The 13,147-nt window shown below is 63.1% G+C and carries 13 protein-coding genes; 6 read left to right on the top strand and 7 right to left on the bottom strand.

Going from position 1 to position 13,147, the window contains the following annotated elements:
- The first annotated feature begins 91 nt into the window (after window positions 1-91).
- From FJ979_RS06910 to FJ979_RS06885, 6 genes are all read left to right on the top strand, one after another.
- Window positions 92-1,558: an alpha-glucosidase/alpha-galactosidase gene (locus FJ979_RS06910; RefSeq protein WP_140580346.1), complete on the top strand. Its 1,467-nt coding sequence runs from the start codon at window positions 92-94 to the stop codon at window positions 1,556-1,558.
- A 110-nt stretch (window positions 1,559-1,668) separates the two neighbouring features.
- The gene (locus FJ979_RS06905) at window positions 1,669-3,750 is read left to right on the top strand and encodes an ABC transporter substrate-binding protein (protein ID WP_140580344.1); all 2,082 of its coding nucleotides are present in this window, start codon (window positions 1,669-1,671) and stop codon (window positions 3,748-3,750) included.
- A gap of 112 nt (window positions 3,751-3,862) precedes the next feature.
- Entirely contained in the window at window positions 3,863-4,870 is a 1,008-nt protein-coding gene (locus FJ979_RS06900) for an ABC transporter permease (RefSeq protein WP_140501029.1), read from the top strand.
- A complete protein-coding gene (locus FJ979_RS06895; protein WP_140580342.1) occupies window positions 4,871-6,007 on the top strand; it encodes an ABC transporter permease in 1,137 nt (378 codons plus the stop codon).
- Window positions 6,008-6,017: 10 nt separating this feature from the next.
- The gene (locus FJ979_RS06890) at window positions 6,018-7,685 is read left to right on the top strand and encodes an ABC transporter ATP-binding protein (RefSeq protein WP_140562207.1); all 1,668 of its coding nucleotides are present in this window, start codon (window positions 6,018-6,020) and stop codon (window positions 7,683-7,685) included.
- A 19-nt stretch (window positions 7,686-7,704) separates the two neighbouring features.
- The gene (locus FJ979_RS06885) at window positions 7,705-9,075 is read left to right on the top strand and encodes an alpha-glucosidase/alpha-galactosidase (protein WP_140580340.1); all 1,371 of its coding nucleotides are present in this window, start codon (window positions 7,705-7,707) and stop codon (window positions 9,073-9,075) included.
- 18 nt (window positions 9,076-9,093) lie between these two features.
- Here the strand turns inward: FJ979_RS06885 and yacG are convergent, their stop codons facing one another.
- From yacG to FJ979_RS06850, 7 genes are all read right to left on the bottom strand, one after another.
- Entirely contained in the window at window positions 9,094-9,291 is a 198-nt protein-coding gene (gene yacG, locus FJ979_RS06880; RefSeq protein WP_140501037.1) for a DNA gyrase inhibitor YacG, read from the bottom strand.
- Window positions 9,288-9,914, bottom strand: a complete 627-nt coding sequence (locus tag FJ979_RS06875; RefSeq protein ID WP_140513345.1) for a Maf-like protein — start codon at window positions 9,912-9,914, stop codon at window positions 9,288-9,290. Before FJ979_RS06875 ends, yacG begins: the two co-directional genes overlap by 4 nt.
- Before the next feature lie 22 nt (window positions 9,915-9,936).
- Window positions 9,937-10,155, bottom strand: a complete 219-nt coding sequence (gene infA / locus FJ979_RS06870; RefSeq protein ID WP_006200926.1) for a translation initiation factor IF-1 — start codon at window positions 10,153-10,155, stop codon at window positions 9,937-9,939.
- A 196-nt stretch (window positions 10,156-10,351) separates the two neighbouring features.
- Entirely contained in the window at window positions 10,352-10,762 is a 411-nt protein-coding gene (locus FJ979_RS06865) for a low molecular weight phosphatase family protein (RefSeq protein ID WP_140501041.1), read from the bottom strand.
- A 48-nt stretch (window positions 10,763-10,810) separates the two neighbouring features.
- Window positions 10,811-11,296, bottom strand: a complete 486-nt coding sequence (locus tag FJ979_RS06860) for a UPF0262 family protein (protein ID WP_140501043.1) — start codon at window positions 11,294-11,296, stop codon at window positions 10,811-10,813.
- A 5-nt stretch (window positions 11,297-11,301) separates the two neighbouring features.
- The gene (gene hisD / locus FJ979_RS06855) at window positions 11,302-12,594 is read right to left on the bottom strand and encodes a histidinol dehydrogenase (protein WP_140501045.1); all 1,293 of its coding nucleotides are present in this window, start codon (window positions 12,592-12,594) and stop codon (window positions 11,302-11,304) included.
- 3 nt (window positions 12,595-12,597) lie between these two features.
- Window positions 12,598-13,032 carry a DUF2948 family protein gene (locus tag FJ979_RS06850; protein WP_140501047.1) on the bottom strand — a complete coding sequence of 145 codons (435 nt, stop codon included), beginning with the start codon at window positions 13,030-13,032 and terminating at the stop codon, window positions 12,598-12,600.
- Window positions 13,033-13,147: the final 115 nt, after the last annotated feature.

Below are 13,147 nucleotides of genomic sequence, written 5' to 3'. Positions count from 1 at the left end.
TCCGGCTCGATTGGCACGCGCGCCTTGGCGTGTGGCCATATCCTCCCTTATTGCTCCTTGCCTAGCATTCGATCGGATCGAGGTGAAGGTGATGAGTTTCAAAATCGCTATTATCGGCGCCGGCAGCGTCGGCTTCACCAAAAAACTGTTCACCGACATATTGTGCGTACCGGAGTTCAAGGGCATCGAATTCGCGCTGACCGATGTCAGCGAGCACAATCTCCAGATGATCAAGGCGATCCTCGACCGGATCGTCGAAGCCAACAAATTGCCGACCAAAGTGACGGCGACGACAGATCGCCGCAAGGCGCTCGAGGGCGCACGTTATGTCATCAGCTGTGTGCGGGTCGGTGGGCTCGAAGCCTATGCCGACGACATCAGGATCCCCCTGAAATACGGCATCGATCAATGCGTCGGCGACACGATCTGCGCCGGCGGCATCCTCTATGGCCAGCGCAACATCCCGGTGATCCTCGATTTCTGCAAAGATATACGCGATGTCGCCGAGACCGATGCGAAATTCCTCAACTATGCCAACCCGATGGCGATGAACACCTGGGCGGCGATCGAGTACGGCAAGGTCGACACGGTCGGGCTGTGCCACGGGGTCCAGCACGGCGCCGAGCAGATCGCCGAGGTGCTGGGCGCGAAGTCGCCTCGGGAGCTCGACTATGTCTGTTCCGGCATAAACCACCAGACCTGGTTCATCGAGTTGCGCCTGAACGGTCGCGAAATCGGCAAGGACGAGCTGGTCGCCGCCTTCGAGGCGCATCCGGTCTATTCCAGGCAGGAGAAACTGCGCATAGACGTGTTGAAGCGCTTCGGCGTTTATTCGACCGAAAGCAACGGCCACCTGTCCGAGTATCTTCCCTGGTACCGCAAGCGTCCGGACGAGATCACCCGCTGGATCGACATGTCCGACTGGATCCATGGCGAGACGGGCGGCTATCTCCGTTATTCCACCGAGACCCGCAATTGGTTCGAGACGGAATATCCGCAATTCCTCGAAGCGGCGTCGAAGCCGATCGATCCGTCAAAACGCTCCAACGAGCATGCCAGCCACATCTTGGAGGCGCTGGAGACCAACCGCGTCTATCGCGGCCACTTCAACGTCAAGAATGACGGTGTCATCACCAATTTGCCGCAGGACGCCATCGTCGAATCGCCCGGCTTCGTCGACCGCTTCGGCATCAACATGGCGGCCGGCATCACCTTGCCGGAGGCATGTGCCGCGACCTGCATATCCTCGATCAATGTCCAGCGCATGTCGGTGCATGCCGCCATATCCGGCGACATCGACCTGCTCAAGCTTGCCGTGCTGCATGACCCGCTGGTTGGTGCGGTATCGACACCGGAGGAGGTCTGGCAGATGGTCGACGAAATGGTCGTCGCCCAAGCGGCCTGGCTGCCGCAATTTGCGCATGCGGTTCCGGCGGCAAAAGAGAGGTTGTCGAAATCCAGGGTCAAGACCCGCGAATGGGCGGGCGCCGCTTGGCGCAGCGTCCGCTCGATCGAGGAGTTGCGCGCCGAAAAGGCCGCGCTGAAGCAGGCCGGCTGAAAACCCAGGTGGCGGCGACGGGCCTGCGGGAGACAGGTCCGCCGCGGTCGCCGTCCGGGCAGAAGACGAGCAGCAGCAAAACAAAACGTCCGAACACGAGGGAGGAGACAATGAGGAACCTACGCAGCGTTGGCATGGTCGCGGGACTGGCGCTGGGCGTTTCCGTCCCGGCGCTTAACGCTTTCGCCTCCGAGCCGACGGTCCCGCCGGTACCGGCGGCGTTTCCGGCCGAAGGCAAGATCACTTATGTGCCGCGCGACTCCATCCTGGAGTTCAAGGCGCTGCCCGACTATCACGAGCCGGACTGGGTGACCGAGAAATACGTCAAGGCCGGCAAGCTGCCGCCGGTGAAAGACAGGCTGCCGAAGGAGCCCTTGGTTTTCAAGACGGGCAACATGCCTGATGGCATCGGCGTCTACGGCGATACAATGCGCCACGTTATCGGCGGGCGGCCGGAAGGCTGGAACTACGGCGCCGGTCAGACGCAGGGATGGGGCGGCATCGATATCGGCCTGTCCGAATGCCTGACGCGCACCGCGCCGCTGTTCCAGGTCGAGGCCAAGGACACCGAACCGCTGCCCAACCTCGCCAAAAGCTGGGACTGGTCGGCGGATGGCCACAAGCTCACCATGCACCTCGTCGAGGGTGCCAAATGGTCCGACGGCGCGCCCTTCAACTCAGACGACGTCATGTTCTACTGGGACGACGAGGTCGTCGATCCCAATGTCTCGCCGCTCAATGGTGCCACCCAGGAAACGTTCGGCGTCGGCACCATGCTCAAGAAGGTCGACGACTACACCGTCGAGTGGACCTTCAAGGAAGCCTTCCCGAAACAGTATCTCTACGCGATGGCCTACGGCACTTTCTGTCCTGGCCCCGCGCACATATTGAAGCCGCAGCATCCGAAATATTCGAAGAACACCTACGACCAGTTCAAGAACGCCTTCCCGCCGGAATATATGAACATGCCGGTCATGGGCGCCTGGGTGCCGGTTGAATACCGGCCAGACGACATCATCATCATGCGCCGCAATCCCTATTATTGGAAGGTCGATGAGAAGGGCAATCAGCTGCCCTACCTCAACGAATTACATTACAAGCTGTCCACCTGGGCCGACCGCGATGTCCAGGCGGTGGCCGGCTCGGGCGATTTCTCCAATCTGGAGCAGCCGGAGAACTTCGTCGCCTCGCTGAAGCGGGCCGCGGAGGCGAATGCGCCTGCACGCCTGGCGTTCGGCCCACGGCTGATCGGCTACAATCTGCGCCTCAACTTTTCCGCCAATGGCTGGGGCAACCCGGACGAGCGCGGTCAGGCGATTCGCGAGCTGAACCGCAATGAGGATTTCCGCAAGGCGGTTACCATGGCGCTCGACCGCAAGGCGCTGGGCAACTCCCTGGTCAAGGGGCCGTTCACCGCCATCTACCCCGGCGGCTTGTCCTCCGGCACCAGCTTCTATGACCGCAAGTCGACGGTCTACTATCCCTTCGACCTCGAGGGCGCCAAGGCCGAACTCGCCAAGGCCGGACTCAAGGATACCGATGGCGACGGTTTCGTGAACTTCCCGGCCGGCACGGCCGGCGGCAAGAATGTCGAGATCGTCATGCTGGTCAACAATGACTACGGCACCGACAAGAGCCTCGCCGAAGGCGTTGTCGCCCAGATGGAGAAGCTCGGGCTGCGGATCGTGCTCAACGGTCTCAACGGCACGCAGCGCGATGCCTCGCAATATTCCGGGCGTTTCGACTGGCTGATCCGGCGCAACGACCAGGAGCTGACCTCCGTCGTGCAGAACACCGTGCAACTCGCTCCCGTCGGTCCCAAGACCAGCTGGGATCACCGCGCACCTGAAAGCGGCGAGGTCGACCTGATGCCTTTCGAGAAGGACCTCGTCGACATCGTCAACAAATTTGTCACCTCTGAGGACAATGACCAGCGCGCCGCCCTGATGAGAGACTTCCAGAAGATTTCGACGGAGCACGTCTACAATGTCGGCCTGACGGAATATCCCGGTGCGCTGATCGTCAACAAACGCTTCTCCAACGTTCCAAGGGGCACGCCGATCTACATGTTCAACTGGGCAGAGGATTCGATCATTCGAGAACGGGTCTTCGTGGCGGCCGACAAGCAGGCGAAATACGAATTGTTCCCGGAAGAGCTGCCCGGCAAGCCTGGAGACAAGGGCCCGATGTAAGTTTCCCTCCCCTGACTGAGACCTCCGGCCGCGCCGCTGGCGCGGCCGGACAAAGGCAACCTCCGAACGCACCAAAAGGACGCGATCGGCAAGACGAGGAAGCGGACCGTCCATGCTGCGATTTCTGCTCATGCGCATAGCGTCGGCAATCCCGGTCCTTGCCATACTGAGCCTCGTCACCTTCGCCATCATCCAGGCGCCGCCCGGCGACTATGCCGACTACATCCGCTCGCAGCTGATCAACCAGGGAGGCGCCTCCTTCGCCGAAGCCGACGCGCAGGCCAACGCCTACCGGATCGAACATGGCCTCGATAAGCCGCTGCCCGTCCAGTATCTCAACTGGATCGGCGGCATCGTCACCCGCGGCGATTTCGGCTACAGCCTCTACTACAACAAGCCGGTGGCCGACGTTGTGGGCGAGCGCCTGCCGCGCACCCTCATCCTGGCGCTTGTGTGCCATCTGCTCGCCTCGGTGCTCGGCATCACCTTCGGCATATGGGCGGCGACCCGGCAATACACCTGGATCGACTCGACACTTTCGGCCATCTCCTTCCTCGGCATGACGGTGCCGCGCTTCCTGATGGCGCTGATCATCGTCTATCTCCTGGTCTTCCAGTTCAACGTCTCGGAGATAGGCAGCTTCTTCTCGCCGCAATATGGCGGCGCGCCATGGTCGTGGGCCAAGTTCCTCGATCTGGTCAAGCATGTCTGGCCGGTGGTTGCGATCGCCACCTTCGGCGGGCTCGCCTACAACATGCGCGTCATGCGCGGTAATCTGCTCGACACGCTGAACGCCCAATATGTCGAGACGGCCAAGGCCAAGGGGTTGACCGGCAGCGCCGTCGTCATGCGACACGCCGTGCCCAATGCGCTGCATCCGCTGGTCATGTATCAGGGCGTGGTGCTGCCTTACATGCTGACCGGCGAAATCGAGACGGCGATCATCTTCGCGCTGCCGACCGTCGGCCCGGCGATCGTCGGCTCGATGGCGGTCGGCGACGTCTATCTCACCGCCACTTTCATGATGGTGCTGTCGGCGACGCTGATCGTCGGCAACATCATCGCCGACATGTTGCTGGTCCTGCTCGATCCGCGCGTGCGCCAGTTCGGGGAGAGCTAGATGTTGGCCCGCGATACATCGCCACCGCCGCTGCCGGCCGAAGGACCCGTCGAGAGACCCGCGCACGGCAACGAGAGCTACACCGCGCTCGTCTGGCGCCGGCTGAAGCGCTCCTGGACCGGCATGGCGGGGTTCTGGCTCGTCGTGCTGCTGATCCTCATGGCGGTATTCGCCGAGTTCCTGGCGCCGATGGACCCGAAGGTGACCGATGTCGCCTTCGCGCCGCCGCAACTGCCTGCTTTCCACGACAGGGACGGCGATTTCGTCGCCCGGCCCAGGGTCTATGCGCTGGCGGATTCGGCGGATCTCGATCCGGTCACCTTTCAGCCCATCGTCGGTCCCGACTATGATCATCCAAGATTGCTCGGCCTTTTCGTCGAGGGCGCGCCCTACAGGCTCTTCGGGCTCATTGCGGCGAACCGGCATTTCTTCGGTTCGATGGACGGCCAGCCGGTGCATTTCCTCGGCACCGACAAGTTCGGACGCGACGTGCTCTCGCGCGCCATCCATGGCTCGCGCGTCTCGCTGATGATCGCGCTGACGGTGGTCTTCATCATCACCGTCATCGGCACTACGGTCGGCATGGCTTCCGGCTATTTCGGCGGTCGGTTCGATGTCTGGATGCAGCGCTTCGTCGACCTCGTGCTGGCCTTCCCGCAACTGCCGCTCTATCTGGCGCTGACGACGCTGATCCCGGTCACCGCGCCCACAAACGTCTTCCTCGCCTTCGTCATCATCGTGATGTCGGCGCTGGGCTGGGCGCAGATGTCGCGCGAGGTGCGCGGCAAGACGCTGGCGCTTGCGCGCATTGAATACGTACGTGCCGCCATGGCGGTGGGCGCCACCGACCGGCGCATCATCATGCAGCACATTTTCCCCAATGTGATGAGCCATGTGATCGTTGCGGTGACGTTGGCGATCCCGACCGTTGTGCTGCTCGAATCCTTCCTCGGTTTCCTCGGCTTTGCGGTGAAACCGCCGCTGATCTCCTGGGGGCTGATGCTGCAGGACACCGCGACCTACTCCGTCATAGGCACCTATCCGTGGATACTGTCGCCGGTCGGTTTCGTGCTGGTCACCGTCTTTGCCTTCAACGCGCTGGGCGACGGGCTGCGCGACGCCGTCGATCCTTATTGAGGTGGCTGGGATGACGCTCGCGCTCGCCGAACCTTTCGCACCTTCCGTCCGGCACGACCATGACGGACGCCAGGGAGAACCCGTCATCGATGCCCGCAACATCGAGGTCGTCTTCAAGGTCGAGCACGGCACGGTCGAGGCGGTCAAGGACGTCTCGTTCCAGCTCTATCGCGGCGAGACGATCGCCATCGTCGGCGAATCCGGTTCCGGCAAATCGGTGACGGCGCGCACCGTCATGGGATTGCTGTCCCGGCGCGCCACCGTGTCGCCGAGATCGACCGTCTGTTATGATGGGCAGAACATCCTGAAGTTCCCCGAAAGCGCCCGGCGCAAGCTGCGCGGCAACCGCATCTCGATGATCTTCCAGGAGCCGATGAGCTCGCTCAATCCGATCTATACGATCGGCAGCCAGATCGTCGAGGCGATCAGGGTTCATCGCAAGGTCGGCCGGCGGCAAGCCTGGGCACGGGCGCTCGAACTCCTGCAGCATGTCCAGATCCCGGATCCCGTCGCGCGGCTCAAGCAATATCCGCATCAGCTCTCGGGCGGCCAGCGCCAGCGCGTGATGATCGCCATGGCGCTGGCCAACGACCCCGACGTGCTGATCGCCGACGAGCCGACGACGGCGCTCGACGTCACCGTCCAGGCACAGATCCTGAACCTGATCCGCAATCTGCAGAAAGAGCTGCGCATGGCGGTGATCCTGATCACCCATGACCTCACGGTCGTGCGCAAATTCTCCGACTACGTCTATGTCATGCAGCATGGCGAGATGCGGGAGCATAACGTCACCGAACGTCTGTTCTCCGATCCCCAGCATCCCTATACGCAACGACTGCTCGCCTCCGAACCGCGCGGGCGGCCACAACCGCTGCCGGAGGGCTCCGGCACCATCCTCGAAGCGAACGGGGTGCGCGTCTGCTTCATGCTGCGTCACGGCACCTTCCTCAAACCCGACTGGCGCGAGCTGGTCGCCGTCGACGATCTCGATCTCAAGCTTTGCCGCCACGAAACACTGGGACTGGTCGGCGAATCCGGCTCCGGCAAGACCACATTCGGCCAGTGCCTGCTCAGGTTGATCGATGCCAAGCGCGGCGAGATCCGTTTCGACGGCCAGCCGATCCATGGGCTGTCACGGGCCGAGATGCGGCCGCTGCGATCGCGCATGCAGGTCGTCTTCCAGGATCCGTTCTCCTCGCTCAACCCGCGCATGACGATCGGGCAGATCATCGAGGAAGGGCTGATCGTCAACGGCATCGGAGCGACGCGGCGCGAGCGGGTCGAGCGGGTGCGCGAGGCGCTGGTCAGCGCCGGCATGCCGGGCGACATCCTTTCGCGATTTCCGCACGAGTTCTCCGGCGGACAGCGGCAGCGCGTCGCCATCGCCCGAGCCATCGCGTTGGAACCGGAATTCATCCTGCTCGACGAGCCGACATCGGCGCTGGACCTCTCCGTCCAGGCGCAGATCATCGATCTCTTGCGCAGGCTGCAGGACGAGCGTGGCCTGAGTTATCTTTTCATCTCGCACGATCTCAAGGTGGTGCGCGCTCTGTGTCACCGCGTCATCGTCATGCAGCACGGCAAGATCGTCGAACAGGGACCTGTCGACGAGGTCCTCACCAATCCCAAGACCGCCTACACCGAACGGCTCGTCCGGGCCGCTTTCGACGTGGCCTGAACACATGCCGGAGGTTAGCGTGGCAAGAAATCCCAGGATCACTTTCATCGGCGCCGGCTCGACCGTGTTCATGAAGAACATCGTCGGTGACGTGCTGCAGCGGCCGGCGCTTTCGGGCGCGACGATCGCGCTGATGGACATCGATCCGCAGCGGCTGGAAGAGAGTGCCGTCGTCGTCAACAAGCTGATCGCGACGCTCGGCGTGAAGGCGAAAGCGGAGACCTATTCCGACCAGCGCAAGGCGCTGGCCGGTGCCGATTTCGTCGTCGTCGCCTTCCAGATCGGCGGCTACGAGCCCTGCACCGTCACCGACTTTGAAGTGCCGAAGAAATATGGCCTGCGCCAGACCATCGCCGACACGCTCGGCGTCGGCGGCATCATGCGAGGCTTGAGGACCGTGCCGCATCTGTGGAAGATCTGCGAGGACATGCTCGCCGTCTGCCCCGATGCGATCATGCTGCAATACGTCAATCCGATGGCGATCAACACCTGGGCGATCTCGGAGAGATATCCAGAGATCAGGCAGGTCGGCCTCTGCCACTCGGTGCAGGGCACCGCGATGGAACTGGCGCACGATCTCGATCTTCCCTACGAGGACATCCGCTATCGCTCCGCCGGCATCAACCACATGGCCTTCTACCTGAAGTTCGAGCACCGCCAGGCCGACGGCTCCTACCGCGACCTCTACCCGGATCTCCTGCGCGCCTATCGCGAAGGCCGCGCGCCCAAGCCCGGCTGGAATCCGCGCTGCCCCAACAAGGTGCGCTACGAGATGCTGACCCGGCTCGGCTATTTCGTCACCGAAAGCTCGGAGCATTTCGCCGAATACACGCCCTATTTCATCAAGAGCGGCCGTCCCGACCTGATCGAGAAATACGGTATCCCGCTGGATGAATATCCCAAGCGCTGCATCGAGCAGATCGAGCGTTGGCAGGGGCAGGCGGAAGCCTACCGCTCGGCCGAGCGCATCGAGGTCGAGCAGTCGAAGGAATATGCCTCCTCGATCATGAATTCGGTCTGGACCGGCGAGCCGTCTGTGATCTACGGCAACGTTCGCAACAATGGCTGCATCACCTCGCTGCCCCGCGAGTGCGCCGCCGAGGTGCCGTGCCTGGTCGACGCCTCCGGCATCCAGCCGACTTACATCGGCGACCTGCCGCCGCAATTGACGGCGCTGATCCGCACCAACATCAACGTGCAGGAACTGACGGTGCGGGCGCTGACGAGCGAGAACCGGGAACACATCTATCATGCGGCGATGATGGATCCGCACACGGCAGCCGAGCTCGACCTCGACCAGATATGGTCACTGGTGGACGAGCTTCTTGCCGCTCACGGCGACTGGCTGCCGGCCTGGGCGCGCGTGAGCCGCAAGATCCAAGCCGCCTGATCAAGCGTCGCTCTTAGCTTATTTCGGCTCGTCGGCGTCGGGTTCTTCCTCGTCGTCGCGGGCTTTGATGACATAGGCGCCCTTCAGCCAGCGGTTGAGGTCGATGTCCTTGCAGCGCTTGGAGCAGAACGGGTAGGTCTCGCGCGCCGAAGGCTTGCCGCATTCGGGGCAGGGGCGCCTTGGCCGCAGCGGCGTCACCTTGTCGTCCGCGCTCATGGCCGCGCCGAGGACCAGTTGTGATGGACCTTGAAGCCTTCGCCCGAAAGCAACGCTACGGTCTCGTAAAGCGGCAAGCCGACGACATTGGTGTAGGAGCCGACCAGCTTGACGACGAAAGCGCCCGCAAGCCCCTGTACGGCATAGCCGCCGGCCTTGCCGCGCCATTCTCCCGATGCGACATAGGCGTCGATCTCCTCGCGCGGCAGCCGCTTGAACCGCACCCGCGTCTCGACCAGCCGCTGGCGCAGTTTGCCGCCGGGCGTGATCAGGCAGATGCCGGAATAGACCCGGTGCGAACGCCCCGACAGCAGTCCGAGGCAGTTGGCGGCATCATCGAGCGTCTCGGCCTTGGGCAGGATGCGCCGCCCGACAGCGACCACCGTGTCGGCGGCCAGCACCAAGGCCGGCGCGTAGTCGGTTTCCGACTTCAGTGAGGCAAATGCCTTTTCGGCCTTTTCCTTCGACAGCCTTTTGGCCAGCGAGCGCGGATGCTCGGCACGCAGCGGCGTCTCGTCGATGTCGGCGGGCAATATGCGGTCCGGTTCGATGCCGGCCTGCTGCAGGAGTTCGATGCGGCGCGGCGAACCCGAGGCAAGCACCAGCTTCAGCAAAATGCTCATCGCGGACCAGTCGGCCTTGATCTTACTTGAAACGATAGGTGATGCGGCCCTTGGTCAGGTCGTAGGGCGTCATCTCGACCAGGACCTTGTCGCCGGTCAGCACGCGGATGCGGTTCTTGCGCATGCGGCCGGCCGTATGGGCTATGATTTCGTGTTCGTTTTCGAGTTTCACCCGGAACATGGCGTTGGGCAGCAGTTCCGTGACGACACCCGGAAACTCGAGGACTTCTTCCTTCGGCATTCGATACCTTTGCTTGGATGGTTTCCCGGCGTTTAGAGCATGATGCCGAAAAGTATGAAGCGGTTTTCGGACGACATCATGCTCTACTTCTTTGATCTAGAGTCGGAAGCTGTCAGGTCGAAGAGACCCAACCGCATCCGACTCTAGCCGGAAATTCGGCGGAACCTATATGATAATCGTCGGCTTGTGAACACGCTTAATCCGTCGCGTTTTTTGCTTCTGGAAGCAAAAAACGTCGGCCTATGCGCAACTTCAGCCGTTCACGCACATCGCGATAGGCCGCGATGATCTGCTCGCGCGTGCCGCTGGCGCCGGTTGGATCCGGCGTCGGCCAGTATTCGACCTCGACGGCGAGCGAGCGGGTGAGCTCCAGCGCGGCATGGTGCGCCTCCGGCGCGAGCGTGACGATGAGATCGAAATAGTCGTCTTCCAGCTCGTCCATCGTCCTTGGGTGGCGCTCGCCCAGCGACAGGCCTTCCTCGGCAAGCACGGCATCGACGAACGGGTCACGCTCGCCGCTGCGCACGCCCGCTGAGGCGACGAAGGTGCTGGCCGGCAGCATGCGCCGCGCCAACAGCTCGGCCATCGGCGAGCGCACGGCATTCATGCCGCACAGGAACAGGATCGAACGGGGCTGCGCGCCGGCGGTCAGGGGTTAACCCCGCCAATGGAGCACGCAGACCAGCGTGAACAGCCGGCGCGCCGTGTCGAAATCGATGTCGATCTTGCCGGCGAGCCGGTCCATCAACGTCTGCGAACCCTCATTGTGCAGGCCGCGGCGACCCATGTCGATCGCCTCGATATGGCTCGGCGTCGAGGAGCGAATGGCGTCGTAATAGCTTTCGCAGATCATGTAGTAGTCCTTGACGATGCGCCTGAGCGGCGTCAGCGACAGGATATGGGTGACCACGGCGGAACCGTCGTCGCGCGTCACGGCGAAAACCAGGCGGGACTCGGCCAGCGACAGCTTCAGCCGGTAGGGGCCGGCGCCGCTGTCGTTGACCGGTTGAAAACTGTTCTCCTCGATCAGGTCGAAGATCGCCACCGCGCGTTCGTGCTCGACGTCGGGCGTCGAACGGCCGATCGATTCATCGAGTTCGACATCGATCAGCCTCGCACGGGTTTGATCGGAGCCCGACATGGCGCCTACATGTTCAGCCGGATAGCGACGGAGCGTCCATGCGCGTCGAGCCCTTCGGCCTTGGCCAGCGCGATCGCGGCGGGCGCCAGCGCGCGCAATTGCTCGGGCCCGAGCTTCAGGATCGAGGTGCGCTTGACGAAATCGAGTACCGAAAGGCCTGACGAGAAACGCGCCGAGCGTGCCGTCGGCAGCACGTGGTTGGAACCGCCGACATAGTCGCCGATGGCTTCCGGCGTATGGCGGCCGAGAAACACGGCACCGGCATTGTGCATCCGCGACAGGAAGCCCTCGGCGTCGTCGATTGCCAGTTCGACATGCTCGGCCGCGATGCGGTCGACCAGCGGCAGCGCCGCCTCGATCGCCTCGACCTCGATCACCGCGCCGAAATCGCGCCAACTCGCCGCTGCCGTCTCCGCCCGTGGCAGGTTTGGCAGCTGCCGTTCGACCGCCTCCTCCACCGCCTTGCCAAAGGCCGGATCGTCGGTGATCAGGATCGACTGCGCGGACGCGTCATGTTCGGCCTGGGCCAGGAGATCGGCGGCGATCCAGTCGGGATCATTGTCGCCGTCGGCCACGACCAGCACTTCCGAGGGGCCGGCGATCATGTCGATGCCGACGGTGCCGAACACCTGGCGCTTGGCCGCCGCGACATAGGCATTGCCAGGGCCGACGATCTTGGCGACCGGCTTGATCGTCTCGGTGCCATAGGCCAGGGCAGCGATCGCCTGGGCGCCGCCGACGCGATAGATTTCCGGCACGCCGGCAAGGTCGGCCGCCACCAGCACAAGCGGATTGATGACGCCGCCGGGTGCCGGCACCACCATGACGATGCGCTCCACGCCGGCGACCTTGGCCGGTATGGCGTTCATCAGCACCGAACTCGGATAGCTCGCAGTACCGCCCGGCACGTAAAGCCCGACCGCCTCGACCGCGGTCCAGCGCCAGCCGAGCTCGACGCCCGCGGCGTCGGTAAAGCGGTCGTCCTTCGGCCGCTGCCGCTCGTGGTAGGCGCGGATGCGGTCGCGCGCGAATTCGAGTGCCTCGATCGTCTGGTGGTCGCAAGCGGCATAGGCGCGGGCGATCTCGTCCTTCGACACGGCAATGCCGAGTTCCCTGAGGTCGGCCCTGTCGAAGCGTCTGGTAAAGTCGACGAGGGCGGCGTCGCCGTCGGCGCGCACGCGCGCGATGATCTGGCGCACGGCCGCGTCGACATCGGCCGACACTTCTCTCTTGGTGGTGAGGAAAGCGGCGAAACGCTGTTCGAAATCGGCGTCGGACTGGCGAAGCGTGATGGCCATCGCTCAGGCCCTGTGCACGGGACGCGACGTGGCTTCCCACGCGCCGCCGACATCCGCAAGGCGGGCCTCGATGCATTCGACATCGAGCATGATTGCGCCGCCTCCCGAAAAGATCAGCTCGACTATGCCGGCCGGCTTGCTGATCTCGATGAAGCTGATCGCCAGCAGCGACAGCACTTCGGCCGGCTTGTCGCGGGCTATGCCGCTGGTCTTGGCGCCCAGAACCCGATCGAAATGCAGCACGGCCTGGCGCCGTTCGTTGTGCTGGCGAAAGAAGCCCGATTTGGCCTCCCAGACGAAACGGTTCATGGTCAGCACGAAACGCTTGGCCGCGGGAAGGTATTCAAGGTCCGAGACTTTCATCACGGCGTCCTGGACATGGGCGGAGACGATGCTCAGGTCCTGGTCGTCGAGGGCGATAAGCTTAAGGCCGTTCATGCGGATTTCGCACCTGAAAATTGACTGTTCAGCCTTCTGTTAGAGCATGATCCCGAAAAGTGGAAACCGCTTTTCGGAAAAGATCATGCTCAAGCAGGAATCCGGAGGTCGTTCC

The sequence above is a fragment of the Mesorhizobium sp. B1-1-6 genome, from assembly GCF_006443035.1.
Classification (GTDB): domain Bacteria; phylum Pseudomonadota; class Alphaproteobacteria; order Rhizobiales; family Rhizobiaceae; genus Mesorhizobium.
Note: the sequence above shows the minus strand (reverse complement) of the source record. Positions and strands in the feature narration are given on the sequence as shown.

Bases quoted from the DNA above. Each gene is read 5' to 3' on its own strand.
- FJ979_RS06910 (WP_140580346.1), top strand. From the start codon at position 92: ATGAGTTTCAAAATCGCTATTATCGGCGCCGGCAGCGTCGGCTTCACC.
- FJ979_RS06905 (WP_140580344.1), top strand. From the start codon at position 1,669: ATGAGGAACCTACGCAGCGTTGGCATGGTCGCGGGACTGGCGCTGGGC.
- FJ979_RS06900 (WP_140501029.1), top strand. From the start codon at position 3,863: ATGCTGCGATTTCTGCTCATGCGCATAGCGTCGGCAATCCCGGTCCTT.
- FJ979_RS06895 (WP_140580342.1), top strand. From the start codon at position 4,871: ATGTTGGCCCGCGATACATCGCCACCGCCGCTGCCGGCCGAAGGACCC.
- FJ979_RS06890 (WP_140562207.1), top strand. From the start codon at position 6,018: ATGACGCTCGCGCTCGCCGAACCTTTCGCACCTTCCGTCCGGCACGAC.
- yacG (WP_140501037.1), bottom strand. From the start codon at position 9,291: ATGAGCGCGGACGACAAGGTGACGCCGCTGCGGCCAAGGCGCCCCTGC.
- FJ979_RS06875 (WP_140513345.1), bottom strand. From the start codon at position 9,914: ATGAGCATTTTGCTGAAGCTGGTGCTTGCCTCGGGTTCGCCGCGCCGC.
- infA (WP_006200926.1), bottom strand. From the start codon at position 10,155: ATGCCGAAGGAAGAAGTCCTCGAGTTTCCGGGTGTCGTCACGGAACTG.
- FJ979_RS06865 (WP_140501041.1), bottom strand. From the start codon at position 10,762: ATGAATGCCGTGCGCTCGCCGATGGCCGAGCTGTTGGCGCGGCGCATG.
- FJ979_RS06860 (WP_140501043.1), bottom strand. From the start codon at position 11,296: ATGTCGGGCTCCGATCAAACCCGTGCGAGGCTGATCGATGTCGAACTC.
- hisD (WP_140501045.1), bottom strand. From the start codon at position 12,594: ATGGCCATCACGCTTCGCCAGTCCGACGCCGATTTCGAACAGCGTTTC.
- FJ979_RS06850 (WP_140501047.1), bottom strand. From the start codon at position 13,032: ATGAACGGCCTTAAGCTTATCGCCCTCGACGACCAGGACCTGAGCATC.